Annotated in this window: 22 protein-coding genes and 2 pseudogenes; 11 read left to right on the plus strand and 13 right to left on the minus strand. The window is 65.5% G+C overall.

Annotated features, from left to right (window positions below):
• Nucleotides 1-34 precede the first annotated feature (34 nt).
• A complete protein-coding gene (locus C6Y44_RS13140) occupies nt 35-1,000 on the plus strand; it encodes a ScbA/BarX family gamma-butyrolactone biosynthesis protein (RefSeq protein ID WP_159418272.1) in 966 nt (321 codons plus the stop codon).
• Between the two features lie 7 nt (nt 1,001-1,007).
• Here C6Y44_RS13140 and C6Y44_RS13145 read toward each other — a convergent pair whose 3' ends face one another.
• Nucleotides 1,008-1,664, minus strand: coding sequence for a ScbR family autoregulator-binding transcription factor (locus C6Y44_RS13145; protein WP_159418271.1), 657 nt, complete (start codon nt 1,662-1,664; stop codon nt 1,008-1,010).
• A gap of 152 nt (nt 1,665-1,816) precedes the next feature.
• On the opposite strand from C6Y44_RS13145, the gene C6Y44_RS13150 reads away from it, so the two are divergent.
• Complete coding sequence (locus C6Y44_RS13150; protein WP_159418270.1) at nt 1,817-2,692, plus strand: NAD-dependent epimerase/dehydratase family protein; 876 nt, start codon at nt 1,817-1,819, stop codon at nt 2,690-2,692.
• 654 nt (nt 2,693-3,346) lie between these two features.
• On the opposite strand, the gene C6Y44_RS13155 is transcribed toward C6Y44_RS13150, so the two are convergent.
• Complete coding sequence (locus C6Y44_RS13155) at nt 3,347-3,919, minus strand: hypothetical protein (RefSeq protein ID WP_159418269.1); 573 nt, start codon at nt 3,917-3,919, stop codon at nt 3,347-3,349.
• A gap of 105 nt (nt 3,920-4,024) precedes the next feature.
• Nucleotides 4,025-4,825: a HugZ family pyridoxamine 5'-phosphate oxidase gene (locus C6Y44_RS13160; RefSeq protein WP_159418268.1), complete on the minus strand. Its 801-nt coding sequence runs from the start codon at nt 4,823-4,825 to the stop codon at nt 4,025-4,027.
• A gap of 265 nt (nt 4,826-5,090) precedes the next feature.
• On the opposite strand from C6Y44_RS13160, the gene C6Y44_RS13165 reads away from it, so the two are divergent.
• Complete coding sequence (locus tag C6Y44_RS13165) at nt 5,091-6,194, plus strand: adenylate/guanylate cyclase domain-containing protein (RefSeq protein ID WP_318653680.1); 1,104 nt, start codon at nt 5,091-5,093, stop codon at nt 6,192-6,194.
• Nucleotides 6,195-6,427: 233 nt separating this feature from the next.
• Here C6Y44_RS13165 and C6Y44_RS13170 read toward each other — a convergent pair whose 3' ends face one another.
• Nucleotides 6,428-7,462: an MHYT domain-containing protein gene (locus C6Y44_RS13170; RefSeq protein WP_225623552.1), complete on the minus strand. Its 1,035-nt coding sequence runs from the start codon at nt 7,460-7,462 to the stop codon at nt 6,428-6,430.
• Nucleotides 7,463-8,046: 584 nt separating this feature from the next.
• Between C6Y44_RS13170 and C6Y44_RS13175 the strand changes: the two genes are divergently transcribed.
• Nucleotides 8,047-8,202, plus strand: coding sequence for an LGFP repeat-containing protein (locus tag C6Y44_RS13175; RefSeq protein WP_225623553.1), 156 nt, complete (start codon nt 8,047-8,049; stop codon nt 8,200-8,202).
• A gap of 270 nt (nt 8,203-8,472) precedes the next feature.
• Here C6Y44_RS13175 and C6Y44_RS13180 read toward each other — a convergent pair.
• From C6Y44_RS13180 to C6Y44_RS13195, 4 genes and pseudogenes are all read right to left on the minus strand, one after another.
• Nucleotides 8,473-8,676 (minus strand): annotated as a pseudogene (locus C6Y44_RS13180) (ABC transporter ATP-binding protein); the annotation flags it as partial.
• Between the two features lie 42 nt (nt 8,677-8,718).
• Nucleotides 8,719-9,150, minus strand: a complete 432-nt coding sequence (locus tag C6Y44_RS13185) for an ester cyclase (RefSeq protein WP_159418266.1) — start codon at nt 9,148-9,150, stop codon at nt 8,719-8,721.
• A gap of 42 nt (nt 9,151-9,192) precedes the next feature.
• Nucleotides 9,193-9,624: a hypothetical protein gene (locus tag C6Y44_RS13190; RefSeq protein WP_120282676.1), complete on the minus strand. Its 432-nt coding sequence runs from the start codon at nt 9,622-9,624 to the stop codon at nt 9,193-9,195.
• 307 nt (nt 9,625-9,931) lie between these two features.
• Nucleotides 9,932-11,923 (minus strand): MFS transporter, encoded by a 1,992-nt coding sequence (locus C6Y44_RS13195; protein ID WP_216850652.1) that lies wholly within the window; start codon nt 11,921-11,923, stop codon nt 9,932-9,934.
• A 209-nt stretch (nt 11,924-12,132) separates the two neighbouring features.
• On the opposite strand from C6Y44_RS13195, the gene C6Y44_RS28105 reads away from it, so the two are divergent.
• Nucleotides 12,133-12,567, plus strand: a complete 435-nt coding sequence (locus tag C6Y44_RS28105; RefSeq protein ID WP_443714673.1) for a DUF7662 domain-containing protein — start codon at nt 12,133-12,135, stop codon at nt 12,565-12,567.
• Nucleotides 12,479-12,666 (plus strand): annotated as a pseudogene (locus C6Y44_RS28110) (transposase); the annotation flags it as partial. The gene C6Y44_RS28105 and the pseudogene C6Y44_RS28110, both read left to right, overlap by 89 nt.
• A gap of 250 nt (nt 12,667-12,916) precedes the next feature.
• On the opposite strand, the gene C6Y44_RS13205 reads toward C6Y44_RS28110, so the two are convergent.
• Nucleotides 12,917-13,342, minus strand: coding sequence for an amphi-Trp domain-containing protein (locus C6Y44_RS13205; RefSeq protein ID WP_159418264.1), 426 nt, complete (start codon nt 13,340-13,342; stop codon nt 12,917-12,919).
• 726 nt (nt 13,343-14,068) lie between these two features.
• Here C6Y44_RS13205 and C6Y44_RS13210 point away from each other — a divergent pair.
• The 4 genes from C6Y44_RS13210 to C6Y44_RS13225 are packed head-to-tail and all read left to right on the plus strand — an operon-like array spanning nt 14,069 to nt 20,139.
• Nucleotides 14,069-15,724 carry an acyclic terpene utilization AtuA family protein gene (locus C6Y44_RS13210; protein ID WP_230791718.1) on the plus strand — a complete coding sequence of 552 codons (1,656 nt, stop codon included), beginning with the start codon at nt 14,069-14,071 and terminating at the stop codon, nt 15,722-15,724.
• Entirely contained in the window at nt 15,721-17,319 is a 1,599-nt protein-coding gene (locus C6Y44_RS13215; protein ID WP_159418262.1) for an acyl-CoA carboxylase subunit beta, read from the plus strand. The genes C6Y44_RS13210 and C6Y44_RS13215 overlap by 4 nt, the downstream gene beginning before the upstream one ends.
• 7 nt (nt 17,320-17,326) lie before the next feature.
• Nucleotides 17,327-19,363 (plus strand): acetyl/propionyl/methylcrotonyl-CoA carboxylase subunit alpha, encoded by a 2,037-nt coding sequence (locus tag C6Y44_RS13220; RefSeq protein WP_159418261.1) that lies wholly within the window; start codon nt 17,327-17,329, stop codon nt 19,361-19,363.
• On the plus strand, nt 19,360-20,139 hold the full coding sequence (locus C6Y44_RS13225) for an enoyl-CoA hydratase family protein (RefSeq protein WP_159418260.1): 780 nt from the start codon (nt 19,360-19,362) through the stop codon (nt 20,137-20,139). The genes C6Y44_RS13220 and C6Y44_RS13225 overlap by 4 nt, the downstream gene beginning before the upstream one ends.
• Before the next feature lie 35 nt (nt 20,140-20,174).
• Here C6Y44_RS13225 and C6Y44_RS13230 read toward each other — a convergent pair whose 3' ends face one another.
• Nucleotides 20,175-20,615 carry a hypothetical protein gene (locus C6Y44_RS13230; RefSeq protein ID WP_159418259.1) on the minus strand — a complete coding sequence of 147 codons (441 nt, stop codon included), beginning with the start codon at nt 20,613-20,615 and terminating at the stop codon, nt 20,175-20,177.
• A gap of 950 nt (nt 20,616-21,565) precedes the next feature.
• On the minus strand, nt 21,566-21,742 hold the full coding sequence (locus C6Y44_RS13235; RefSeq protein ID WP_159418258.1) for a hypothetical protein: 177 nt from the start codon (nt 21,740-21,742) through the stop codon (nt 21,566-21,568).
• A gap of 82 nt (nt 21,743-21,824) precedes the next feature.
• On the opposite strand from C6Y44_RS13235, the gene C6Y44_RS13240 reads away from it, so the two are divergent.
• On the plus strand, nt 21,825-22,790 hold the full coding sequence (locus C6Y44_RS13240) for a threonine/serine dehydratase (RefSeq protein ID WP_225623555.1): 966 nt from the start codon (nt 21,825-21,827) through the stop codon (nt 22,788-22,790).
• A gap of 24 nt (nt 22,791-22,814) precedes the next feature.
• Here the strand turns inward: C6Y44_RS13240 and C6Y44_RS13245 are convergent, their stop codons facing one another.
• Together C6Y44_RS13245 and C6Y44_RS13250 are read right to left on the minus strand one after the other, a co-directional pair.
• Nucleotides 22,815-23,468 carry a response regulator gene (locus tag C6Y44_RS13245; RefSeq protein ID WP_159418256.1) on the minus strand — a complete coding sequence of 218 codons (654 nt, stop codon included), beginning with the start codon at nt 23,466-23,468 and terminating at the stop codon, nt 22,815-22,817.
• Nucleotides 23,465-24,607, minus strand: coding sequence for a sensor histidine kinase (locus C6Y44_RS13250; RefSeq protein ID WP_159418255.1), 1,143 nt, complete (start codon nt 24,605-24,607; stop codon nt 23,465-23,467). The genes C6Y44_RS13245 and C6Y44_RS13250 overlap by 4 nt, the downstream gene beginning before the upstream one ends.
• Nucleotides 24,608-24,641: the final 34 nt, after the last annotated feature.

Here is a 24,641-nt window from a genome sequence, read left to right on the forward strand (position 1 = left end):
GGTCACGTCCTACCCGTGAGGCGATACTTGCGGTATGGAGGTAGTGAACGGTTCGTCCGGTTCGGGGGATGATGTCGCGGTGTTGTCGTTCGAGTCGACGGTCCCGCGCAGGCATGTCCACCGCCAGGCGGTATCCGAGGTCTTCCTCACCGATTGCGTTCGCGGTCCCGGACCGGACCGGTTCGTTCTGGGTGCGCAGTGGCCGCGTCTGCACGGTTTTTATCGCAGCCGGTCCGGTCGTTACGACCCGATGCTGCTCGCAGAGACGCTGCGGCAATGCGTGATCTATCTGGCACACACCCGGTATCGGGTCTCTCTCGCTCAACGGTTCGTGATGCAGGAGATCGACATCAGCGCCGAGTTCGAGCGCCTGGTGATCGGTGCCGGTGCCGCCGAGGTCGCCGTCACTGCGGTGGTATCGGATGTGCGACGTCGTGGCTCGCAGGTCACCGCCTTGAGCGCCGCACTCGAGTTCGCGATCGCCGGCCGCTGTGTCGGGTCCGGAAGGGGCCGAACCGTGGTTCTCGCGGCCGAGGAGTACGACATCGTTCGTTGGGGTGAGGGCGGGCCACGTGCGCTCGGCTCTGTACCGAGGGGAGTGCCGGTCGATCCGGCCGTGATCGGGGTGCCGGTCGTCGGGGATGTGGTGGTGGGTGCGACGGTACGGCCGGGTCGCTGGCGAGTGCTGCCGGACCTGTCGCATCCGGTGTTGTTCGACCATCCGTCCGATCACTTGCCGGGCATGCTCGTCCTCGAGGCTGCCCGTCAGGCGGCACGAGCGGAGCTCGGGGACCCGGAGGGGGATCCGGTGTCGATGAGCGTGCAGTTTCACCAATTCGTCGAACTCGACGTTCCGGCGGAGATGGTGGTCTCGGGACTCGAAGAGGGGAGCGCAGGTGCCCATGTCGTGCTCGAGCAGCAGGGGAGGGCAATGGCTACCGCCACGCTGAGGTGGGCCGCTCGTGCAACTCGTGTGCCGGGACCGGGATGCGGCGGGTAGCGGCGTGTCAGGCCGGTTGGTGTGTGTTGCTCCAGCGGGCGTGGCGGATCCTGTCGCTGTCTGGGCGGCAGTCGGAGGTCAGGATGCCGTTGAACAGGAACTGAAGCATCTGGTCGATGCGTTGTTCGAGATCGATGCGCCGATCGAGGACATTCGAGACCATCTGGACCCCGGTGAACGCAGAGATGACGAACCGTGCCAGGTCGGGGGGGGCGATTGTGGGGAGGAGGTCGCCCTCGTCGATCGCGGTCTCGACGAGGTGCCGGCAGGCTTCGATCCAGTCCTGGTACGGTCCCGGTTGGTTCGGTTCGGCGCCGGCGCTGAATTCGAGGGTCAACCGGATGCCGGCGCGGACGATCGGATCCTCGACGATCTGCCGTCCCATCTCGTGGCAGAGCATCACGATCTGCTCGAGCGCCGAGGCCTGTGTGGCGGCGATCGCGCCGACTGCGGCGATGGAGATGGCGTGTTGTTGTTCTACGACGGCGTGTGCGAGTTCGTCCTTCGATTTGAAGTGGAAGTACAGGGCACCTTTGGTGAGCCCACTGCTCGCGTCGACGATCGCCCCGAGGCTGGCACCGTCGAATCCCAGCCGATCGAACGTAGCGGCCGCTGCTGCCACGATCTGCTGCCGGGTCTCTACTGCCCGAGCTTGTTTGGCCACACCCCGTGTCCTTTACTCGATGATCTACCGGAAGGTGAGTCGTGGAGCATCTCGGCCCTCTGCCTCCTCTGAGGCGAACCGTACCACCGGACCGGAACGACATTGCGGACCACGCCTCGGCGCCGTCGACGTCCCCGTTGCACGTCGCGGTCGTGGGTTCGAGCGGTTTCCTCGGCGGGGCGGTGCTCGACGCTCTGCTGAACATGGGGGTGGCATGCACGTCGATAGCGCGCCGTCCGCTCGCATCCTCGAGACCGGCGATGCGGGTGGTGGCGGCAGATTTACTCGATGTGGAATCGTTGACCGACGCGCTGGCCGGTGTCGACGTGATTGTGCATGCGGCCTCGTATACGGGCTCCGACACAGCCCGATGTGAGGAGGTCAACGCTCTCGGTACCGAGAATCTGGTGACGGCCGCTGCCGACCACGGTATCGAGCACATCGTGTATCTGAGCACCATCGGTGTCTATGGGCCCGGACCGCACCGGAACGTCGTCGAGGAAGAGCTTTTTCCGAATCCGGTCACTGCGCTGAGCGCCAGTCGGCTGACCGCCGAAAATCATGTACGTGAACATGGCGGTCTGGTGCTGCGTTCCGGATTTGTGCACGGACCCGGCGACCGCTGGTTCCTGCCGGGTTTGGCGCACCTCGTTGCGGCTCTCGGGGTGTGGATCGACGACGGCATCGCACGGCAATCGGTGATTTCGCGCGGGGACGTCGGCAGACTTACCGCCGCGATTGCGGCGTGGCCTCTACGCACTGCGTGGCGTGGGGGCATGCGTCATCTCGCTCATCCGAACGCGGTGACCGTCCGCGAGCTCGTTCACACCGCCGCCGCAGAAGGACTTCTCACCCCACCGATCGACTCCGTCGACTTCGAAGAGGCACTGCGGATAGGTCGGGAGCGGGGACTGTCCGCACGTCATATCGATCTGATCGGGCACGATCACCACTACGTCAGCACCCGAGTCTGGGCTGATACTGCACTCGATCCCTCGCCGGAGGCCTTTATTCCCCACTCACCGTAGAGGTGCTCTGGACGTCCCGAAGTGGATGGCGTTCGCCGGGTTCTCCGGGCGTACCGACCGTGCAGCGGGTATGTATCGGTAAGACGTTCCTTGTGCGCTGGACATGCGGTACTCTCTATTCGGCTGCAATACCGGTCGAATGGTATTGTTTGGTCGGCCTGGCATCGATGTGGATGAATATGGGAGTGTTCGAACGCATCGGCGGGTGATGTGCATCGAGTTGCTGACAGGCCGGTGATGGTGAGAGTTACGAGGGGTGCTCACCATCACCGGCCTGCGAGGTTCCGTCGGCATACGGCGCCGACGGACCTTCGTCCACGCGCTGGGGGGGGAGAGCGCGCGAACTGTGCCTCCGTCAGGGAGCACGGGGGCACAGCACAGACTATTCGAGACCTCGACCGTGTGCACGACCACCCCCCCGGGTACACGAAGTTGTCGGAGTAGGGGCCCAGGATGGTGCTGTATCGGTCATCGGTGCTGTCGACCGTTGTGGTCGGTGAGCTGCTGTGACGCGCTGCCGTCGGCGTCGGCGAGAAAGATCGGTCCCCATCCGTCGTAGACGGTCGCTTTCACTGGCGTCGGCTCGCGTGTCGCGGGACGTGCCGTGTCGCAGTGGGGTTCGATCCTGGACGTTTCTCCTACAGAGTCGTCCTGTTACGAAATGACGACCGGCCCAGTCGTTCCTGTCACTGTCCACCGTCCGTCGGCATGATCGAGGACGTAGGTGAGGCCGAGTCCGCAGTCGATGCCGCACCACAGTCCGGCGCCGACGTGGACCGTTCCGTCGTCCTGCCGTCCGAGGGAGGACAGTCCGACCAGGACGCCGTCGTTGTCGACCCCGGTCAAGCCCTGCCGTGCGGGCTCCGTATGCAGCTGAGGGTCTGCGACGAACTCGACGGGCGGCAGATCGGCGGCTCGGGCGGTGATCTCGTTCTTCAGGTCGGTGTCGAACTGCGGTCCATCGGCGGCGATGAACATCGCCAAGCTGCGTGATGCGGGACCGTCGACGATGTAGATGTACCCGACGGGAGTCGGTGCTTTCGCGAAGGGGTTGTCCACGAGGATGAGATGGTGCAGGGCAGCCGAATAGATCTGTGATTGTTCGCTCGGTACAGGTGTGCTCGTGGTCGTGTCGAGCGGGTCGGTGCCGGCTCCGGTGTCCGTGCTCGAGCAGCCGGTCAGGGCGGCAGCAAGGACCAGCGCGGAGGTCACCGTTCGGGCGCTCACGGTTCGGATGGTACCGATAGCGATGATGTCTTCGTCCTGCGTCCGCACTGGTCGAACAACCTGGTGTTCGTAGTCGGCAGAGTGCCTCGTCTTCGTGGACCGTGGTTACGGTGATTGTGCCATGCGAGCCAAAGCGACTGTTGCTGCTCGTAATTCGTCGGCCGAATCGAGTGGCGACAGATAACCGGCGCGCGTCATGGCTCGACCGCGCGGCGTGGTGACATCGAGGTCCAGGCCGTAGCGGTCGGCTCCGACACAGGTTGCTGCTGTGGCATCCGCGAATCCGCCGAGCTTCCGGGCCATTGCCAGCAACGAATCGGCGTGATCGTCGTTGAGATGTGCGATCGCACGAGCGGCCGACGGGGTAACCGGATCCGGCAGCGCTTCGGCGTAGTCCTCGGCGGTGGCCGAATCCATCCGCCCGTACCCCCCGACCCAGCGCACGCGCTGCACCCGCAGAATCCAGAGCGAGAAGTCGCTGAAATCGATGTACACGCGTGCCGCGGGGACAGCGGCCAGGTGCGCTTCCCGTGCCGCGGCCAACTCCTCGCCCTCGGGCCGCTCGACATATCCCGCGAGGGTGATGCGGGTGCTGGCGAGCGGGTCGGACTGCGGGGCAGGAGCTACGATCGCGATGCTCGCGCGTGGATCGCGCGCAAGATTACGGCCGTGCTCTGCCATGTGCGACACGCACAACACCGGAGAGCCTCCGACCAGTCCGTACGTCACGAAAGAAGCCCAGGGATCTCCGTCCTTGGTGAGGGTCGCGAGAGTGCCGGTGTTCGTCGAGGCTGCGACCGTCCGTGCTTCTTCGGCGGCAGAAGGGCGTGTCGCGTTCACGATCTCTGTCAGTGGCGGCGGCACCGTGGGGGCGTCGCCGGGGTTTCCATGATCCGAGTTCGTCATTCACGAGACGGTACCGGGTGGCATTCTCGACGTTCGCATGTTGAGGTCCGTTGTGTCCCGATCCGAGCGGCGCCTCTTCTCGGAGCATCCGCATCATGTCACCTTCTGCCTCGCCCGGTGCCGACAATCACCGCTACCGTCCTCGCGAGCTTGCCTTGGATCGAATTCGGGTCGATCGGGTACCTGCGACAATTCCCGAGTGCAGATTCCCACCGTCGAACCGCTGGTGTCCCGGCTGACCCGTGTACTTTCGCGCCCCCGTCGTGTGCGTGCGTTCGCTCGGGCCGGACTGTTGAACGGCTTGACCGGGGCAGCCAGACGTTCCCGGATCGCGGTCCTGCACCAACTTGTCGATCATGGAGTGAGCATGACCGAGTTGGGTCGGGCGACCAGCGCCGGTCAATTGGCCTATCTGGTGTTCGATGATGCGTTGGCGCCGCGCGGGGAGATGTACACCTTGGAACAGATTGCGCAGCAGACCGGCGTTCGGTCGGCCGATGTGGAGCGATGGTTTCGTTCGATGGGTCGGGGTGTGTCCACGACGGAGGCGGCAGATTACAGTGAAGATGATCTGCGTCTGGCGCGGTTGTTGACGGAGTACCGTGCGCTCGGGAGTGACGATGCCACCTTGTTTGCGTTTGCTCGGGTGGTCGGCAGAAATGCCTCGATGTTCGCAGATGTCAGCAGGCCGTTTCTGGAGAAGCAGTTGGAGGTGTATCGGGAGCGGCCCGAGGCTGCTCTGACGCTTGCTCAGGACCTGAGGCAGTTCGCTGCCGTTCAGTCCCGCCTGCTCAGTCAGGCTGTGACGACGCGGCTTCGTCAGCATCTCAGCCATCAGGTCCGTATCAGCGGGACCGATCGCCCTTCGCCGGACGTCTACGACGTGGCCGTGTGTTTCGCGGATCTCGTCGGATTCACCCCGTTGGGTGAACAGCTCTCGCCGACCGAGCTCGGAGGCTTGGCCGACCGGTTGGACAGTCTTACCACCGATCTGGTGGAGGAACCGGTTCGGTTCGTGAAAACGATCGGTGACGCGGTCATGTTGATCTCGCCCGATCCGACCGCGCTTGCTCAGGCGGCTGTGCGACTTGTGAATTCAGCTCAGCACCAGGGACTTCCGCCGCTTCATGTCGGCATCGCATGGGGTGCGGTAGTGCACAGTGCGGGTGACTGGGTGGGGCAATCATTGAATCGCGCCAGCAGGATCGTTGCGGTTGCGGAGCCACTGGAGATACTGGCCGACAGCGAGACGATGAGTCGTCTGGATGCATCCCTCTTGGAGGTCGATTTCGCGGGGTCGTACCAGCTGAAGGGGTTCAGCGGTGAGCAGGAGCTCTACCGTGTGCGATCTGCGACGAACGAACGTTGACGAGATCGACGATCGATCTCGGCAAGAAATAAGTGCGAGAGTATATTTCGGCAACGCGCGGGGTGGGCGTCACCGACTCGCCGATTTTCTGGCGATCCGTCGTCGACAGTGCACGAGGTCGCCTGTTCATCGGTGACCTCGCCGGCGTCGAGACCCTTGTCGACCGCTACGGTCCTCTCGACGGTGTCTACTACGGACAGGGTTGTCCTTCGGTCCTGCTGCCGCGGGTCGCTCTAGTGGCGATCCTCGGAGTACGAGGGCGTGCTGCGCATCCGCGGTGGCGCGGTGGGGAAGCGGTAGTGCCCACCCCGCCGCCCTTGACGAACACCGGCCTCTCCGTCGAGATGTCTCCACGACGTAGCGGGGTCACCGTGACGATCGGTCACCCACTGCTCGACCGCCTCATCGAGGTGCGCTTCGCCAGCTCGTGAGGCGAACACCAACAGAATCAACGGTGCGCTGAGCACGAGCGTGCCAACGGCGAAGGCAGCGAGCAGCAGCGTCATGATCGGCACACCGTCAGGAACCGGTGCTTCCGTGGACATGTCGACGTGCAGACCGGCCATGCCGGTGTAATGCAACGCTGCCACGGCACCGCCCATGATCACCGCTCCCAGCACGCGCGTGGCAAGCCGTGCAGCTCTGCGGGCCAGCCACAATGCAGCTGTGGAAGCGCCGATGCCGATGAGTATCGAGACCATGACGAAGAGCGAATCATGGGTGAGTGTGCCACTGATCCGGATCGCGGCCCTACCGCTGTAGTGCATCAGACTGACCGCCAGTCCCATCACTACTCCGCCTACGGACAATGCGATTGCACGTCCGAGGGGGCCCGCCGACAAGGCCCGAATATCGATGAGCCACAACCCGAACAAAGTTGCAGCTACTGCCACTGCCGCGGACAGCGCCGTCAATACGGGATCGTAACGGATCAACGAACCGGGCACTGAGAAGCCCATCATGGCAATGAAATGCGTAATCCAGATACCGACGCCTCCGAGGGACAACGCACCCAACAACAACCACGCCCACCGAGCCGTCCGTGAGGGACGGGTGTGGGCCTGCCGGACGCAGGACAGCCCGACATAGGACCCGGCAATCGATGTCCCGTAGGCGACGAAGAGCACCCACAGACCCAAATCGAAATGATGTATTTCGTGCGTCATCGTTTTCCTTGCATACGGCACGCCCGAGCACTCGCGCTCGGCAGCGGCGTGCCCCACCGTATCGACGCGTGCTGCTCTTTCGGACCCCCCGAGGAGCAGCATCGAGAGCGTATCCGAACATTTCAGCCGACTTCCCGGCATCTGTGGTCTACGCCCGCGAGCCAGGGGAGAAGACGCCGCCGGATGAATCGGCCGAAATCCCCGGCGTTTCGCGGCCGGCCTGATGGCATGAGGTTGTCGGACGAGGGCTTTTCCACTCGAAACCCCGTCGGGGTGCGGAGTGCATCGCGGGTTGCCGTCCGGCTCGCTACTGTTACGCCCCTGTCGGTACCTGTGTTTCGATTTCACCCCCTGATTCATTCTGTCGGCGCCGACGGCGATGCCGAACTCTTTCGTCGACGGAGGTATGCATCCGCGACGGCGGACGGTCCACGGTAGGAACGCTGGTACGCCCCGGAGAATGGGTGCACCGACTACATCTGAAGTGGGGAGCCCTGCCGACGGGGCGGATCGACGGAGACGCCATCAAGGTGACTGCGCCGAGAACGAAGGCGGGCGGTAGCGCCGAGTGGGGTCACCCGTGGCAGACACGGGTCAGGGAATGTCCGCCGCTGACGAGTGCTCGGGTATCGGTGGTTCGTCGGTGGTGTGGTCATCCAGAAGACCGGTCATCCTCCGTACATCGTGTGGGGGAGATTCGCAACAAGTGGAACGAGCTCGGCGGTAGCCAGGGCGCATTGGGCTACCCGGTCAGTGATGAGATCGACGTCGACGGGGTGAAGGTGAGTACGTTCGAGCGCGGCTCGATCTACTTCGAAGACGGTGTCGTGAGCGTCCGCTGATCGGCATCGGCGTTCCCGACCATCGTTCGGGGCGAACGAGTGCATGCTGTCGTCGTTCTCCAACTGAACTCCGCAGCAGCGGAATCCGACTCCGCGAGCATGTCGGCTCTCTGATAGCCGGCTGCACGTCACCTCGTACGAATCGGCTTCGTCGAGTCGCTACCTGTGTAGGGATCGGGAAAGACTTTCGGTCATGGCCGTGCAACCCGTGTGGGGCGGTGTTCCGCGTTCACCCCCACTCGGCGGCCCACTGTCCTTGCGCGGCGGTGGCTACCTCGGGCCTGAGGACGATTCGAAGGACTGAACCGGGTATGCCACGCCGGCGCCGAGTACCCGGATGCCGACGCGGTCGCCCGGATCGAGAGTGGTGACGCCGAAGCGGCGCACGGTGACCCGTTCGGGGACTGCACCACCGGGGGCGTCGAGGCGGATGCCGACGAGCATTTCCGATCCGAGATACTCGACGTCGACGACGGCTCGCAACCGTCTTCAGGTCCTTGCGGAGGGAGCATGCGATCAGCGGTGCGAGAACCGCATCGACGGTATTGCGCGGTCGGTCGTGTGCCTCGACATCTCGGATTCCCCCGCTACCCGGCGGCGGATGCGCTGGGCGTGGCGCTCGGCGCGCGCCATCCGAATCAGATAGGCCGGCGTCGGCGGGACCCACCCGAGTTGCTTGGCGAGCGTCAGGTCGTCCCGGTTCGCCCAACGCTCGACGATCTTGCCGTCTTCGGTGTAGAAGGCGATCGGTGCGGTGTGGTGTCCGTGCATCGTCGAGTTCACCGTGACGAGATTCCACTCGGTAACGGCGTGGTGGATCTCGTACCTCAGATCTTCGAATGCGGCGCGCAACCTGAGCGCGAGTTCGTAGAAGGCGTCGGGCCCGGTGCCGCGCGCCGAGGGCGGCGCGGTTTTGCGCTCTCGGGTGAACCCGCCGACGCCGATCACTTCATCGAAAAGCGGCGCGGTTCCCGCGCGCCATGTAGGTTTCTACGGAGTTACGACCGCTGTCTGCCGTCTGCGATCCAGTGCGTCGATCACGAGGGCTGCACCGATGCCGAACATCCACACGTCCTTGGCCACGGCGGTGCCATCCTGGGTGGGTCGGATCGAGCCGTGCTCGTGCATGCCCGGGGTTTTCCAGTACATGGTCAACAATCCACCGCTGAAGGCCGCGAGTGCGGCCCCAACAAGCGCAGAGGGCACGAACGGCGCGAGCAGTGCTACACCGAGGGTCGTTTCGGCTGCAGAGACCGTCTTTCCGAAAGTCTCCGGCCGCATCGTGCGTACAGCGGGAACAGCGTTGGCGGCCATGCCCTGTAACCCGGCGGCAGCTTCGGAGGACAATGCTCGCTTTCCAAGGCCCGAGTTGAGAATGAACGCGCCGGTTGTCAGACGGAGGGGAAGATGACTCAATCTCACAGTTCTCTCCTCTGTGCGTCAGGTCGAACCTCGGTTGAAGTGTCGGAGTACTTCGATCATCCCGCGGTCGACCGGCAGACGCCACCTGTGATGTACCGCGTGTCGGTGAAGGCAAGGAGGACATCGTCGCTTTCGACCTACGCGCCGACCGCCTAGTGGGCGGGGACGCCGAGCGCGGATTCGGTTCGCGGTCGCAGTGGTGCTTGGCATCGCTGTTACGGGGTTCGTTATATGTCGAGCCGACGGACACTGAGCTTTCAGATGCTCTCGCACCTGTCGGCGCTGAGTTCAGCTGCAGTCGGGTTGTTCATGTGTGCGTTGCCGGTGCCTCCCAGGGCAACACCGCGACAGCGTCGGAGTCACGACGGTCAGCCGACCGGTTGGTGCCGGCGAGTGGGATGGCGATGTCGACGACCTCGGACTCGATGGTCAACGACACTTTGCGGGCGTGGGCGCGCCCGGTGGGGGCGTCGTACGCGATCAATACATAGCGACCGGTCGGAGGCAGCTGGAAGGAGTAGCGGCCGCGGTCGTCGCAGTGGGTGGAGTCGATATGTTTTCCCATCGCCTCGCTGAGCGCAACCAGTGCGCCGGGGGCGAGTCGGCCGTCGCAGGTGACGGTGCCGGAGACGGTGAGTTCGTCGTCGAGGGTGATGTCCTGGACGATCTCGCCGCCGGCGAAGTCGATCACGGTGGCGGACGGTGCCCAGCCGAGGGTGTTCGCGACCACCACGTAGGTGCCCGGGCCGGGCAGCACCACCGCATAGCGGCCGTCGTTGTCGGCCCGGCTCCAGTCCAGCTGTTCGCCGTGCATGTCGAGCACTGATACCAGCATCATCCCGCGGGCGTTGTTGTCGGAGCGGGCCAGCCGGATCTGGCCCCGCACGACCGCTTCGTGTTTCTCCTGGCCTTGGGCGCGGGCGAGTTCCAGTTCGCGGTGGGTGCGGCGGTCTCTGGGGATCAGGGCCGCCACCGCGGCACAGGTCGCTGCTGCCAGGGCGCCGAGGCCGAGTACGAGCTGGAATGCCGTGTCGGTGGCGTAGAAGTTACCGGCGATCTCGACCTGGTGGGTCGCCATGATGACCGCGACCAGGGTGCTGGCCAACGAGGTGCCGACCGAGCGCACCAGTGAGTTCAGGCCGTTGGCCGATGCGGTCTTGGTGATCGGTACCGAGGACATGATCAGTGTCGGCATCGCGGCGAAGGCCAGCGCGGTGCCGATTCCGACCAGGGTCGAGCCGATCACGACCGCGGTCACGGACTCGGCGTAGACGAGGCGGCCGGCGTAGGCCAGTGCCATGAGTGCCGCGCCGGACAGGAGCACCAGGCGGCCGCCCCATCGGCCCAGCAACCACCCGGACAGCGGTGACATGGCCACCATCGCCAACCCCGAGGGCACCATCGCCAGACCGGCAGCGCTGACGCCCAGGTCGAACCCGGTGCCGCTGACACTGGGCTGCTGGAGAACCTGGACGGTGACCAGCATGTTCACGAACATCGCTGTCCCGGCGAAGATGGAGGCGAGGTTGGTCATCAGCACCGGTCGTTGCGCACTGGTGCGCAGGTCGACCAGGGGCTCGTTGACGCGCAGCTCCAGCGGCGTCCAGATTGCGAACAGCAGCACCGAGGAGGCAAACAGGCCGAGGGTCAGCGGCTGGCCCCATCCCCAGGTGTTGCCCTTGGAGATCGGCAGCAGCAGGCATACCAGTGCCGCCGAGAGCACCAGCGCCCCGACTGCGTCGAAGCGGCCCGGTGTGCGCACCGGTGACTCCTCGACCACCACGAGCAACGCCACGACCAGCACCGTTCCGATGACGGCGCTGAACCAGAAGATCGAGTGCCAACCCAGCCAGTCGGTCAACACGCCCGCCAGGGGGAGCCCGAGCGCCGAACCGATGCCCATCGTCGCGCTCATCAACGCTACCGCACTGCCGATGCGCTCTGGTGGGAGCTTGTCGCGCAGCAGGCTGATCCCCACTGCGATCAGCGAGGCACCGAAGCCCTGCAGCGCTCTCCCGGCGATCATCGTCAGGAAGGAGACCTCCATGGCGCAGATCACCGAGCCGACGATCATCGCCCCCAATGCGACCGACAACATCCGTCGCTTGCCGTACATGTCGGCCATCCGGGCCACGACCGGGGTACTCACGGCGGCGGTGAGCAGGGTGGCGGTGACCAGCCACGAGGAGTTCGAGGTGGAGATGTCCAGTAGCCCGGGGAACTCCGGCAGCAGCGGAATGACCAGGGTGAACTGCAACGCTGAGACCATGCCGCACAGTGACAGCACCACAATCGTCATCCAGGTTGGCACATGGCGAGACATCGGACTCCTTCGAATCGGGGCAAGGTCGATCGTTGGCACCCAGTTTTGCTCACCGGGGAGGGTGTGGGTGGTCTGGCACGCTCGGTGTCGCCGGGTTTCTCGCCGCATTTCGCAACCAGCGACAGTTCGACCGGCCATACCGACCACTGCGCCAAGGCGCGGCGACACCACAGGTCCCCGGCGGTATGTGCACTGGCGATTTTCGGCGTGGTTGGTGCGGTGCTCGGAGCTACCGGCGTCCTCAGCCGTCTCGAGTGGGCATCTGGTGGTCGGGAGACCGGCCCCAAGTCGACGCGTGGCGAGCGGCCGGCTTCACCCTCAGTGAGCTTCAGTTGGGGGAGACGGTCACCTTCTCTCGCGCCGTCACGGATAAGAACGCGCGACTTGTGGTCGAGGTGCCCAGCAGAGCGGAACTGAAGACGGTGACCGAACGCTCGGAGCAAGCCGCTGATGTCGATCTGGTGCTGATCACCTGTGAAGTCGAAGCCGGACGTGCCGGCGGCGGCGAAGGATCTGTACATCTCGCCGTGGTTCACCGCTATCGTCTGCGTGTTCACCAGGGGCTGTGCCTGGCGGCACCTGCCGCCGTCATTCGGGGGCAGTGCTCCGATCGCGCATAGTCGGTTCACGCCCTGGGTCAAGGATGGGGTGTTCGACGAGCTGCACCGTCGGTCCTCGATCGGCTCGGTGCCGGCGGGGACCTGGACTGGTCCGCCGCGTTCCACGCATCGCCCGCCGCGGCGTTGCCGACTGACCATCCGCTACGAGCACCACGGCGAGAACTTCGCTGCCTTCCTCCGACTCGCCGCGGCGTCGACCTGCTTCGAGAAACTCGCCGAATGAGACATTCTCTGAAACAGGAAAGGTACTAACGGAACTCTGCCGATGTCAGAGTGTTGAGGAAGGGCCGACATCAAGTCCTGCCACTTCTACGTGACCCATATGGAAGCCCCTCATTCGGGGTATCGATCAGTCGGCGGCGCGCTTACGCGGCCGACCACGCCGCGCCGTCTTCTTGACCGGGGCTCTCCGTCGCGGCTCGGTTTGCTGAGGCTCGTCCTCGTCCTCGCCCTCATCCTCATCCTCATCCGAGTCCTCATCCGAACCTTCGGTGGTGTCCGCTTCCTCGTCCTCCTCCTCGTCCGCATCGGCTTGTGAACTGTCGGATGGGGCGTCGCGCCAACTGAATTCGACTTCAATTTCGACCTGGTCGCCGTCCACCTCGATCTCGAGTTCCCATTCGAGTCGGTCGGCGACGACGAGCGAAATGGTGTCACCGCCCGAGTCCAGTTCCACTTCGGATCCCGTCGCCAAGGCGCGGCCGAGTGCGATCAACCGCTCGGACGCCTGCTTGCGGGAAAGTTCGGCCTTCTGCTTGATCTCCAGCTTCGGCACGGCAACTCCTGACCTCGGTGAAGTATGCATCCACGGTATCTGCCGCGAGGTAGGCAGGAGTCGTGAACGAGGAGTCGTGACGATTTCGAGGTTCGTCGTCCTGGCAAGTTACGTGCGCGCGACCGATCGCGGCGAGAAGTACCTCCGGGCGGGATTGACTTGCGGTGTCGCAGGCCTGCCGATGATGTCGGCCCGGTGCCTTGCCGGTGCCGGTTCGCGTGGCGATGGTTCTGTTCGTTTTGTGACGGTCGACGGTGCGGTCGGTGGTTCTTCTGTCAGGAGTTGTCATGGCCCGTTCCGTTCGAGATGACGAAGGCCGTTCGCCGGCCGATGAGGTGACGCTGCGCGACCTCGAGATGGTGGTGCAGGCACTGACCGGCCGATGTGCGGACGCAGATGCCGTCGAGTTCAGGAGCAGGCGAGGAGCCGCAGAGCCGGCCGGGCGATCCGACGTGCCGGATGGGAGGCGTCGTCGCCGCACACAGCGGTGATTCCACTCTTGGCCCGGCGGGTTACGACCAGGGGCCGCGCGAAACAGTCATGAGTGCTTGCTCCGAGAGCAGCGGCATGTGACGCTGACCACATAGTGGAGTCACGTGCACTTCTCGGCGGTCTCTCTCCGCTCGTTCCTCAACGGGCAGGCAAACCGGTCCAGGAAGGGGTCGCGTGAACCGCGTCGTGCGAATCGGCAACTGCTCCGGTTTCTACGGCGACCGTCTGTCGGCGATGCGCGAGATGCTCGAAGGCGGCGAACTCGACTATGTGACCGGCGACTACCTCGCCGAACTGACGATGCTCATCCTCGGTCGCGACCGTCTGAAGAATCCCGATCTCGGCTACGCCAAGACGTTCCTGCGGCAGGCCGAGGACTGCATGGGTCTTGCCCTCGACAAGGGGGTGCGGATCGTCGCGAACGCCGGTGGTCTCAATCCTTCGGGTCTGGCCGCGGCGCTGCGCACGGTTGCGGATCGGCTCGGTCTGTCCCCGCGCATCGCCCACGTCGAAGGCGACGATCTCCTCGCTCGCATCGACGAGTTCGGTTTCGACGCCGACCCGCGCCCGCTGACCGCCAACGCGTATCTCGGTGCATGGGGCATCGCGCGGTGCCTCGACGCCGGCGCCGACATCGTCGTGACCGGACGCGTCACCGACGCATCGGTGATCGTCGGTCCCGCCGCCGCCCACTTCGGTTGGGCTCCCGATGACTTCGATGCACTCGCGGGTGCTGTTGTCGCCGGGCACGTCATCGAATGCGGTACCCAGGCGACCGGCGGAAACTATGCGTTCTTCACCGAACTCGACGACCTCGTCCGCCCCGGATTCCCCATTGCCGAGATCGAGGCCGATGGCGCGGCGACGATCACGAAGCACCCGGGCACCGGAGGAGCCGTCACCGTCGGCACGGTCACCGCACAACTGCTGTACGAGGTGACGGGCGGGCGCTACGCGAACCCCGACGTCACCGCGCGCATCGACACCGCCATGCTGAGCCGGGAAGCACCCGATCGTGTCCGCATCACCGGCGTGAAGGGCGAGCCGCCCCTACCGACCCTGAAGGTGTGCCTCAACGCGCTCGCCGGGTTCTACAACGAGGTCGTCTTCGTCCTCACCGGACTCGACATCGACGCGAAGGCCCAGTTGGTGCGATCTCAGATGGAATCGGACTTGCCGAGACGGCCTGCCGAACTCGAATGGACTCTCGCCCGCACCGACCATGCCGATGCCGACACGGAGGAAACCGCGAGCGCTCTGCTGCGCTGCACTGCGCGCGATCCCGACCCCGACGTCGTCGGACGTGCATTCACCTCCACGGCCGTCGAGTTCGCCCTTGCAAGCTATCCCGGGTTCTTCGTCACCGCTCCGCCCGGCCCGGGCGCCGCCTACGGTGTCTACACGGCCGAGTACGTCGAGGCGACCCGCGTGCCGCACATTGCAGTGTTGCCCGACGGCACCCGCGTCGACATCCCGGCCGCGGCGACCACCCGGGCCCTCGAACCGTTGCCGGACCCGAATGTGCCCGCGCCGCTGTCGCCCGGACAGACTCGTCGCGTTCTGCTCGGCACGATCGCCGGTGCCCGAAGCGGCGACAAGGGCGGTGACGCCAATATCGGGGTGTGGGTCCGATCCGACGACGAATGGCAGTGGCTTGCAAACACTCTCACCGTCGACACACTGAAGGAACTGCTCCCCGAAATCGAACCTTTGTCCGTCACGCGTCATCTGCTTCCGAATCTGCGGGCGGTGAACTTCGTGATCGAGGGAATTCTCGGTCGTGGCGTCGCCTCCCGTGCCCGCTTCGACCCGCAGGCCAAGGGCCTCGGTGAATGGTTGCGCGCCCGATACATCGACATCCCCACCGTCCTGTTGGAGAAGCATTCGTGAGCACCTTGATCTCGACCCTCGATCCCGGCTCCACCGAATACGCCGCGGCCGCCGAGACGATGCGTGCTCGGCTGGCCGAACTCGACATCGAACACGGCAAGGCCCTTGCCGGCGGGGGAGAGAAGTACGTCCGGCGCCACCACGACCGGGGCAAGCTGCTTGCGCGGGAGAGGATCGAACTGCTCCTCGACCCCGACTCGCCGTTCCTCGAACTGTCACCGCTCGCGGCCTGGGGCACCGAGTTTCCCGTCGGCGGCAGCGTCGTCACAGGCATCGGCGTGGTCGAAGGCATCGAATGTGTCATCGTGGCCACCGACCCCACCGTGCGCGGGGGAACCAGCAATCCGTGGACGCTCCGCAAGACGTTGCGTGCCGACGACATCGCCCTGCAGAACCGGATGCCGCTGATCTCCCTCGTCGAATCCGGCGGCGCGGATCTGCCCACGCAGAAGGAAGTGTTCATCCCCGGTGGCCGGCTCTTCCGCGATCTGACCCGGTTGTCGGCGGCAGGCATATCCACCATCGCGGTGGTGTTCGGCAATTCGACCGCCGGCGGCGCATACATCCCCGGTATGTCCGACCACGTGGTGATGATCGAGAAGCGGTCGAAGGTGTTCCTCGCCGGTCCGCCGCTGGTGAAGATGGCCACCGGAGAAGAATCGGACGACGAGTCACTCGGCGGCGCCGAGATGCACGCCCGTATCTCGGGTCTGGCCGACCACTTCGCGGTCGACGAACAGGACGCGGTGCGTATCGGTCGCAGCATCGTGCGACGCCTCAACCACCGCAAGGCCGGCCCGGCGCCCCAGGCGGACGTACGCGAACCCCGGTACGACGCCGAGGAGCTGCTCGGAATCGTCCCCGAGGATCTTCGGCAGCCCTTCGATCCGCGGGAGGTCATCGCTCGCGTCGTCGACGATTCCGACTTCGACGAGTTCAAACCGCTCTACGGGTCATCGCTCGTGACCGGGTGGGCACAGGTGCACGGCTATCCGATCGGGATCCTCGCCAACGCGCGCGGCGTGCTGTTCAACGAGGAATCCCAGAAGGCAGCCCAGTTCATCCAACTCGCCAACCGTGCCGATACGCCGCTGTTGTTCCTGCACAACACCACCGGATACATGGTGGGCCGAGAATACGAGGAGCGCGGCATGATCAAGCACGGGGCGATGATGATCAACGCGGTCGCCAACTCGACGGTGCCGCACATCTCCATCCTGATCGGCGCATCCTACGGTGCCGGTCACTACGGCATGTGCGGACGGGCTTTCGATCCGCGGTTCCTGTTCGCGTGGCCCAGCGCCAAATCTGCGGTCATGGGCGGTGCCCAATTGGCCGGGGTCATCTCCCTCGTGGGCCGTGCAGCTGCGCAGGCGCGCGGCCAGGCTTTCGACGAAGCCGCCGACGAGGCGATGCGAGCGGCCGTCGAGAACCAGATCGAAGCCGAATCGCTGCCGATGTTCCTGTCCGGTCGTCTCTACGACGACGGCATCATCGACCCCCGCGATACCCGCACCGTGCTGGGACTGTGCTTGTCGGCCGTTGCCACCGCCCCGATCAGTGGTGCCGAATCCTTCGGCGTCTTCCGGATGTGAGGTTCCCGTGACCGAATCGACCATCACCACGGTGCTCGTGGCGAATCGCGGCGAGATCGCCCGCCGCGTGTTCGCGTCGTGCCGTCGGGCCGGACTCGGGGCGATCGCCGTGTTCTCCGATGCCGACGCGAACAGTCCGCACGTCGGCGACGCCGATGCCGCCGTGCGACTTCCGGGAGTCACTCCCGCCGAGACCTACCTCGACGGGAAGAAGATCGTCGCCGCTGCGTTGGCGACGGGTGCCGACGCAGTTCATCCGGGTTACGGATTCCTTTCCGAGAACGCACGATTCGCGCGCGCAGTGCTCGAGGCGGGATTGATTTGGATCGGACCGCTTCCCGAGTCGATCGAACGGATGGGCTCGAAGGTCGAAGCCAAGAAGATCATGACCGACGCCGGTGTCCCTGTTCTCGCCGAACTCGACCCCGCCGACATCACCGACGCCGACCTCCCGGTGCTCGTCAAGGCATCCGCAGGTGGTGGAGGGCGCGGAATGCGGGTGGTGCGGACATTGGCCGACCTGCAGAGGCAACTCGACGCGGCCCGCCGGGAAGCCAGGGCGGCGTTCGGCGACCCGACGGTGTTCTGCGAGCGGTATCTCGAGAACGGGCGGCACATCGAGGTCCAGATCCTCGCGGACCGCTATGGCACGGTGTGGGCGGTGGGCGAACGCGAATGCTCGATCCAACGTCGCCACCAGAAGGTGATCGAGGAGGCACCCTCGCCACTCGTCGACAGGATCGAGGGGATGCGTCCACGCCTGTTCGACGCCGCGCGGCGCGCCGCTCAGGCCATCGGGTACGAGGGCGCCGGCACCGTCGAGTTCCTCGCGGACCGCTCGGGCAAGTTCCACTTCCTGGAGATGAACACGCGGCTGCAGGTCGAGCACCCCGTCACCGAATGCACGACCGGGCTCGACCTCGTCGACCTCCAGTTCCGAATCGCCGACGGCAACCCTCTCGACCCCGAACCACCACCCGTGCACGGTCACTCCGTCGAGGCCAGGCTCTACGCCGAGGACCCGGCCCGGGATTGGCAACCGCAGTCCGGCACCGTGCACCGTTTCGCGCTGCCGCAAGAGGCACGTGAATTCGACGTGCTCCGGCACACCGGTGTGCGCGTCGATTCCGGTGTCATCGCGGGATCGGAGGTCGGGGTCCACTACGACGCCATGCTTGCCAAGGTCATCTCGTACGCGCCGACCCGCGACCGCGCTGTGCGTCTGCTGGCGTCGACGTTGACGCGCACCGAGATCCACGGCATCGTCACCAACCGCGATCTCCTCGTCGCGGTGCTCAGGCATCCCGCTTTCGGTGCAGGGGAGACCGACACCGCCTTCTTCGACACCCACGGATTCGCGGAACTGTCGGCCCCGCTCGCCTCCGCGCACGCGGAAGCGGTGTCTGCGATCGCCGCTGCTCTGGCGGAGTCGGCTGCCAACCGCGCCGCTGCCACGGTGAATGCGAGACTGCCCTCGGGATGGCGGAATCTGCCCTCGCAGCCGCAGGTCAAACGATTCTCCGGCGTGCACGGCGACCATGAGGTGCGCTACCGGATCGCGCGCGACGGTGTCCACGTCGACGGCGGTGACGACCTCGGCGTCGTCGGCTTCACACCGGATCGGGTGGTTCTGGACATCGACGGTGTCCGCCGGCATTTCGCGGTGGCGCGGTACGGCGACGCGGTGTACGTCGACTCGTCGCTCGGACCGGTGCGCCTGACCGCGGCGCCGCGCTTCGTCGACCCCACCGCCCGGATCGCTGCCGGATCACTACTCGCGCCCATGCCGGGATCGGTGATCAGGCTCGGCGCTGCCGTCGGCGATGTGGTGGACGCGGGCCAACCTCTCGTATGGCTCGAAGCGATGAAGATGGAGCACACCGTCACCGCACCCACCGGCGGCACCGTCACGACGCTCGCCGTCGAGGTCGGCGATCAGGTCGCCGTCGGTGCCGTCCTCGCTGTCGTCATGCCCCACGGCGAGTCCGCACCGGTCGAGAGCCGCGACGGTAAAGGGGGACACCACATCGAGGAGTTGTCATGACCGAACCCGATCCGGTGGTGGTGCGCTACATCGTCGACCACGGCACTGCGACACTGACCCTCGACTCACCGCACAACCGCAACGCTCTATCGGTACCGCTGCTGACCCAACTGAGACGCGGACTCGTCGACGCGGCCGCCGATCCCGACGTCCGCGCGATCGTCCTCACCCATACCGGTGGAATATTCTGTGCTGGAGCGGATCTGAGCGGATCTTCCGGATCCGCGCAGGAGACGGCTGCCGCACGCACCCGCGACATGACGGCCTTGCTCCGGCAGATCCTGGAGCTCCCCAAGCCGGTCCTGGCCCGCATCGACGGGCACGTCCGCGCCGGCGGTATGGGTCTGATCGGGGCCTGCGACATCGTCGTCGCCGGGCCGGCGTCGACCTTCGCACTTACCGAGGCACGGCTCGGTCTGGCCGCCTCGATCATTTCTTTGACGGTGCTCCCGCGATTGTCGCCGCGCGCGGCGGCACGGTACTTCCTGACCGGCGAACGGTTCGGTCCCGAGGAGGCGTGCTCCGAGGGTCTCGTCACCCTGTCGGTGGCCGATACCGACGCTGTCCTAGTGGAGTTGCTCGCGGAGATCCGTGCATGCTCACCCCAGGGTCTGGCCGAGTCGAAACGTCTCGTCACGCAGCGGATCCTCGAGGACTTCGATCGTTACGGAGACGACCTGGCAGCACGTTCGGCACGGATGTTCGGTTCCGAGGAAGCCGCGGAGGGGATGACGGCGTTCCTGCAGAAGCGGCGCCCGTGGTGGGACATTCGGTGAGAGCGTGTCACCCGAGAGCGTATGCGCATCTCCAGTCATCCGGCCGAGCACAGGCCCCCGTCCGGACAGAACATCGACCATGCGGCGTTGTAACCGCTGGTCACTGTCCTTTGGCACGAGCTACCGGGTGTGAACGGCCCACCGCAGTCGAGTCCGTTGAGATAGTTGCCCGCATCGGGCGCGGCCGTGACCGTGACGACCGTCCCTACTGGAAAATTCGCGTGACACGAGCCGGACAACACCTGATCCGGGCCGCTCTTGTGCTCGTAGGGAAAGCCCGGAGGAGAAACCAGACGGCAATTGGTCCCCCCGGGATTGCTGGTCACAGTGCCGCTTCCCCAACCGTCGATCCAGACGTACAACGTGCCTGTCGTCTGTGCGACGGCGGATGATGCGGCCGGTACGAGCGTCATTGCGCCACCCAGGAGCGCGGCGGCGACGAGCCGCGTGCCCCGGCGTCCGAAGTCGATGTTCATGATGCTCTGCTCCGAATCCGCCCAACCGGACGATTGCCTGTTCGACAGATTCAGCAGAACACCTGTCGCAGAAAAAGACCTCATCCGAACAGATGAGATCGGACGGATAATCAGGAAGTCAGACAGGACAGCCGGGTGCGCTGCGCGGTACCCGCTACGGAAATGCCGAACGATGGTCACCGTCGACGAGTTCTCGGAGGTCGTTTCGGCTGTCTATGCCGCAGCGGTGACCCCAGAGCGGTGGGACAAAGCGCTCGTCGCGCTCGTAAACGTCTTCGGTGGAACGGGTGGAGGTATCGGTCTGGCATGGCCGAGCCCGAACAGAGCCGAGATGGTGTGCAATGTCGGTGTCGAACCCTCTGCCAGAAGAACCTACAACCAGTACTACGGCAGGCTCGATCACGTGGTGGCGGCCATCCGAGGAGGTCCGGTCGGAGTGGTCCGGACAGGCACGGAGTTGATACTCCCGCATACGGACTCGGAATTCCATGTCGACTGGATCCGCCCCAACGACCTGGAGGACGGGCTGTTCGTGCGGCTCACCGATGGTGCGATCTGCCACTGGCTCGGAATTGCGGCACCCCGACGTGGGCAACCGTTCGGTGATGCCGAGCGGAGTGCGACGCCGGGTTCTGCACCTCAACTCCGCGGCCGAACGTCTCCTCGCGACAGGCGATGGGCTCTCTATCGGTGCGTCGGGATCGATCAGTGCCATAGTTCCGTCTGTCGACCGTCGACTCCAGGGCCTCGCGGCCTGCGCTCTCGGAGACGGTCCCTCCGAGGCGCCCTCCGGTGGTTCCTTCGTGTGTCCAAGACCTTCGGGTCGGCGTGCCTACGTCGTTCACGTGGTGCCACTCCCTGCGGACATGGGACGGTGGGACACGACATGCCGCCGAGCTCTCGTCCTGATTATCGATCCGGCCCACGTACGGAAACTCGACAGCACCGTTCTACGGCAGCTCTACGGACTGACCAGGACCGAAGCGGACGTCGCAGTTCGTGTCCTCCGATGTGATGGTCTCCGGCCCGTCGCCGATGAACTCGAGGTCACGCTGCCGACCGTCCGAAGCCATCTCCAGCACGTCTTCGACAAGACGGACACGCATCGCCGAGCCGAACTCGTCCATCTCCTGTTGCAGAGCGGAATCGACCTCGATGTTCCGTGAAACTAGGGTGCGAGTCGGTAGTCGAGGCACGATGGGAGACGGTGTGGATCAGGTGACTTTCGCCGACGTGCAGGAAGCGGACGACCGAATCGATAATAGTGTCCGTCGAGCGACGGTCGCGCGTATCGGCATGGACACGAAGGTCGAAGGTGCCTCCTACGATCTGTATTTCGCACTGGAGTTCATGCAGCACACCGGATCGTTCAAAGCGCGCGGCGCGCAGAACTTCATCCGGGCGCACCGTGAACAGGGATCCCTGCCCGACGCCGGCGTCACGATCGCGTCCGGCGGCAATGCGGGACTGGCGTGTGCATGGGCAGCGCAGGAACACCGAGTTCCCGCTACCGTTTTCCTCCCCGAGACAGCCCCGCAGATCAAGGTGGATCGGTTGCGCAGTTACGGGGCTGATGTGCGACTCGTCGGAGTGGAGTACGCCGAGGCACAATTCGCCTGTAGCGAGTTCGCGGCAGGCAGCGGAGCTCTGGTTTCCCATGCCTACGACCACCCGCTGATCGCGGCCGGTGCCGGAACGGTGATGACGGACGTCCTTTCCCAAGTCCCCGATCTGGACACAGTGGTGGTCGCGGTCGGTGGTGGGGGTCTGTTCTCCGGGGTCGCCGCCGTCGCACACCACTACGGCGTGCAGACCGTTGCTGTCGAACCGGAGAACTGCCGAGCGCTCAACGTCGCACTCGAGACGGGGAGTCCTGTCGATGTCCCCGTCGATTCGATCGCGGCGGACTCGCTGGGTGCCCGCCGTGTGTCCGCTATGGCCCTCGCGACCGCTCAGCACGCCCTGGTGCGGTCGATCCTCGTGTCCGATCAGGCGATCGTGCAGGCACGGCAATCACTGTGGGACGAGTACCGCTTGGCGGTCGAGCATGCAGCCGCGGGCGCACTGGCCGGCGCCCGCGGTGCAGGAGACTATCTCCCAGCGCCCGGTGAGAAGGTCTGCGTCATTCTGTGCGGAGCGAATACCGATCCTGCCGACCTCGTACCGGCAAGATGAGTGGTGTTCGGAGAACCGGCACCGTCACGGCTGCAGGCCCGATCGGATCGCGAACACGACCAGCTGTGCCCGGTCGCGAGCGCCGAGTTTGAGCATCGCGCGCGACACGTGCGTGCGTACGGTGTCGGGGCTGACGACCAACTCATCGGCGATCTCCTTGTTCGAGCGCCCCGTCGCGACCCACGCGACGACCTCACGTTCCCGCGCCGTGAGTTCCCCGATCCGGGGGTGCGGTTGCGCGGTGTCCTGCGTGTGGGCGAAGTGCTCGATCACGCGCCGGGTGACCGACGGTGCGAGCAGCGATCCGCCGTCGGCGACGACGCGCACGGCATCGAGCAGGGCCGTCGGCTCCGCGTCCTTGAGCAGGAATCCGCTTGCACCGGCGTGCAATGCATCGAAGACGTATTCGTCCAATTCGAAGGTCGTGAGCATCACGACGCGGACATCCCGTAGAGCAGGGTCGGCGGTGATCCGGCGCAGCACCTCGAGACCGTCCGGTGCGGGCATCCGGATGTCGCACAGTACGACGTCGGGGCGCGTGTGCGCCACAACTGCGAGTGCCTCGATTCCGCCGGCCGCCTCACCGACGACCTCGATATCCGGTTCGGAGGCGAACAGCGTCCGCAGTCCTACCCGGACGAGTGCCTGATCGTCGACGAGCACCACCCGCACGGTCACAGCGAGTCCTCCACACGCTCGGACGCACCGACGGGGAGCACCGCCCGCACGACGAATCCGCGTTCGGGTCCGGGCTCGGCGACGAGCGTTCCGCCGAGGGCTGCCGCGCGATCCTCCATCGCACGGAGTCCGAGTCCGCCGGTGGATGCGTCCGTCGCGCGGCCGTGCCCATCGTCGGCGACCCGCACGATCACCGTCTGCCCTTCACACGCGATTTCGACGATCACCGTATTGGCCTGCGCATGCCGCAGAACGTTGGTCATCGCCTCCGCGACGATCGAATATGCGACGTGATCGACGTCGGCGGGCAGTTGACGCGCCGGCACCTTCACGTCGACGTCGAGTCCGGCGGCCCGGATCCGATCGACGAGGACCGGCAGGTCAGCGAGACCGCGTTGCGGGCGGCAGGCGGCGGTGTCGCCGGTGAGGGTCGTGAGTTCGGCGCGCAGTTCACCGAGCGCATCGCGACTCGTGTCGCGGATCGCGACCAGTGCGTCCCGCACCGCCCCGGGATCGCGCTCGAGCACGTGCAGTGCGACGCCGGCCTGCATCGCGATCACTGCAAGTCCGTGCCCGACGCCGTCGTGCAGGTCGCGGGCGATCCGTAGTTGTTCCTCGGTCGCGGCGCGGCGGACGCGCTCGGCGTTCGCGTCCCGCCGTGCCGACCGCCAGAAACCCACCGCAGCGGCGGCGACGGCGAGGGCCGCAGTGCCGAGCGTCTGCCACATCGCGACCCACGCGGGATATCCGGCGACGACGACCCGTGCCGTCATCCCGGCGACCAGCGTGACGCCCACAATGAAGCCCGGGACAGTGAGCTCGCGGACCGGCCTCACACTTGCCGCACCGAACGCCGCCAGTGCGGGTAGGAGGAAGATCGGCCCGTCGGCGCCGCCCGTCGCGAAGTACACGCCCACGAGTGCAGGAGCTGCGATCAGGGCTGTTCGGGGCCATCTTGTAGCGGTCAGCGCGACCCCGACGCATGCCGCTGCGAGTACCCCTGCACCGATCATGGCGGGCAGCGGTCGCATGCTGTTCGCCCCGAGCGTCGCTACGGTGATCAGGGCAGCGAGAGTGACCGCGAACCCGACGCGCAGCATCACCGGGTCGGCGACCGCACGGCTGTGATCGATTCCCACATCTTCCGACGCTAGCCGCGCCGGTCGATCGACG

This window comes from Rhodococcus rhodochrous (assembly GCF_014854695.1).
Classification (GTDB): Bacteria; Actinomycetota; Actinomycetes; order Mycobacteriales; family Mycobacteriaceae; genus Rhodococcus.

Bases quoted from the DNA above. Each gene is read 5' to 3' on its own strand.
- C6Y44_RS13140 (WP_159418272.1), top strand. From the start codon at position 35: ATGGAGGTAGTGAACGGTTCGTCCGGTTCGGGGGATGATGTCGCGGTG.
- C6Y44_RS13210 (WP_230791718.1), top strand. From the start codon at position 14,069: ATGCGCGAGATGCTCGAAGGCGGCGAACTCGACTATGTGACCGGCGAC.
- C6Y44_RS13195 (WP_216850652.1), bottom strand. From the start codon at position 11,923: ATGACGATTGTGGTGCTGTCACTGTGCGGCATGGTCTCAGCGTTGCAG.
- C6Y44_RS28105 (WP_443714673.1), top strand. From the start codon at position 12,133: ATGTGCACTGGCGATTTTCGGCGTGGTTGGTGCGGTGCTCGGAGCTAC.
- C6Y44_RS13225 (WP_159418260.1), top strand. From the start codon at position 19,360: ATGACCGAACCCGATCCGGTGGTGGTGCGCTACATCGTCGACCACGGC.
- C6Y44_RS13230 (WP_159418259.1), bottom strand. From the start codon at position 20,615: ATGAACATCGACTTCGGACGCCGGGGCACGCGGCTCGTCGCCGCCGCG.
- C6Y44_RS13170 (WP_225623552.1), bottom strand. From the start codon at position 7,462: ATGCTGCTCCTCGGGGGGTCCGAAAGAGCAGCACGCGTCGATACGGTG.
- C6Y44_RS13235 (WP_159418258.1), bottom strand. From the start codon at position 21,742: ATGGACGAGTTCGGCTCGGCGATGCGTGTCCGTCTTGTCGAAGACGTG.
- C6Y44_RS13160 (WP_159418268.1), bottom strand. From the start codon at position 4,825: ATGACGAACTCGGATCATGGAAACCCCGGCGACGCCCCCACGGTGCCG.